Annotated in this window: 2 protein-coding genes and 1 pseudogene; all 3 read right to left on the bottom strand. The window is 38.6% G+C overall.

The window, feature by feature from the left end; translation table 11 throughout:
- Positions 1-254: 254 nt before the first annotated feature.
- A pseudogene (locus HMPREF3116_RS09345) lies at positions 255-455 on the bottom strand (cation-transporting P-type ATPase); the annotation flags it as partial.
- Between the two features lie 196 nt (positions 456-651).
- On the bottom strand, positions 652-822 hold the full coding sequence (locus HMPREF3116_RS08980; RefSeq protein ID WP_168125797.1) for a hypothetical protein: 171 nt from the start codon (positions 820-822) through the stop codon (positions 652-654).
- Between the two features lie 108 nt (positions 823-930).
- Positions 931-1329, bottom strand: coding sequence for a CPBP family intramembrane glutamic endopeptidase (locus HMPREF3116_RS09340; protein ID WP_083272779.1), 399 nt, complete (start codon positions 1327-1329; stop codon positions 931-933).
- Between the last annotated feature and the right edge of the window lie 604 nt (positions 1330-1933).

Below are 1933 nucleotides of genomic sequence, written 5' to 3'. Positions count from 1 at the left end.
ATTTACCACATCAACTTAATGAGTATGTTTCTGTTGAAGACTATTTAAGTAAAATAGATTTATTCAAAGAAGCTATTAAAGAATACTTAAAAATAAGCTAAGCTAAAAGAGGCTGGGACAAAACTAGCCAAAAAAGAGGAGATTGACCACGAAAAATGGTCAATCTCCTCTTTAAATTATCTTCAATTGTCCAATTAAGTGCAACGATTCATTTCTATACGCATTCTGGCCTCGTTTTCCTTTGGAGACCCTTGTTCTTCAAATTGTCCCTCGTTCAATTCCTTAAAAGCAGTCTCTGGAGCCATTTCCGTCAACTCTTTAATAGCAGTTCGTGTTTGCTTAAGTGTACGCTGTTCTAAATATGAGCCAAATAAAAATAAAAAAGTAACAATAGCTGACTCTTCGTAATTTTGAATAAAGAAGGCACCAATAACCGTAATATGAATTTTTATGTTTCAAAATAGCCTGTTGCATATAAATCCCTCTAAAACTTTAGTGCAAACACTATGTACTCGTTTTTGAGAGATATAAAATTGACCTTTATCAAGTTTATATAATAAATATAGAGGAAATGTTTATGTTTGAGCAGATAGATACGTAAAAACAACTAGACCATCAGTATATGACCTAGTTGCTCTTATTATTGACTATTTATTGTTTCATATAATTTTTGATGGCATTTAACCCTCTTATGTAGCTATAATTTCTATTAATCTTAAGCTTATTCCATTCGCAGTGGGCGCTGGCCGTCAGGGGATTTAGGAACAGTGCCCCTGTGGCTGCCAAGACGGCTCCTGTTGTCATCATTATGTTCTTTCTCATATTCAATTCCTCTTTCTTTTTTTAATCATCAATTGATGGTTCTATCATAAGAAAAGAAGGAGGAAAAAAATTGAGGAATATCAAGTTATTGCTTTTATAGTAGTTTTTCTAATCCGAAAGGCTATACTTTCGGCCATTCGCCGAGATGGTGGCCGATTTGTAGATAAGGAGCAGGAGGGCGGCGATTACGATGCTCGCAGTAGCAGTGGACGAGCCCGCGAAACCTCCCAAAGTATTAGACAAGGCATGGTAAAGAACCAAGAGAAAGACGCTCCCCTTTGTGGAATTGTAGAGCCAAACATAAATGACTGAGTCCATCATCACGTCGACAAACCAAGGCAGCAGCGGATACGTGGACATGACATTGTCCAAATTAAACAGGAGCGGAGCATGCCAGACTGCCCAGAGGACACCGATGATCATGCTCGCGGCAAAGGCGCTATAGCGCTTCTGTAGGCGCGGGAGCGCGAACCCCCCCCTAACCCTTCCCCTTGTTTTACTTTCTATCTCCCCTTACTCAAGACCAACCTATTCAAAAATCATCCAGCAACCTACTACCCCTTTTTAAAATCTAACCCATTCAAAGACGCAAGGGCTGACTGCCTAACCTTCCTTTTTCTACTCAATCATCTTGCCGCCCCTTTCAACTTTTCTCCTTTAGTTTGCACCTATGGCTCTTGAAGGCTTGATCAAATAAAGACGCCTTTTATCCGTTTGGCCTTGCTAGGCTTTACTAGGTAAGCTAGGCATACTTTGTGATTGGTGAAAAAGGGGGAAAGAGCATAAGGGAAAATGGTGCATTTTTATCATTTTCTTGTTACAAGTTGTATCAAGCTTGTAACAACAGCTAAAACGGAAGTGGGTAAAACCCTTATTTTTACTTGCTTTTTGGCACTCTTAAACTTGTAGCAAGCTTGTTACAAGTTGTTACACCAATGAACCACTTTTTGCAAGTTCTTGTTACAGGTTAAACCTTGATTTCATAGGCTTTTGGAGCGACTTGTAACAACAAAAAGTTTGTGAAAAAGTGCCTTTTTCCGTTAGGCCTTTCATTTTGTTAAGGTAGATTTTTGAAAAATCCTACCCATGCCTTTGGAAATTTTTTGAAGAA

Origin of the sequence: Aerococcus sp. HMSC10H05 (assembly GCF_001806975.1) — a bacterium.
Classification (GTDB): domain Bacteria; phylum Bacillota; class Bacilli; order Lactobacillales; family Aerococcaceae; genus Aerococcus; species Aerococcus viridans_B.
Note: the sequence above shows the minus strand (reverse complement) of the source record. Positions and strands in the feature narration are given on the sequence as shown.

Bases quoted from the DNA above. Each gene is read 5' to 3' on its own strand.
- HMPREF3116_RS08980 (WP_168125797.1), bottom strand. From the start codon at position 822: ATGAGAAAGAACATAATGATGACAACAGGAGCCGTCTTGGCAGCCACA.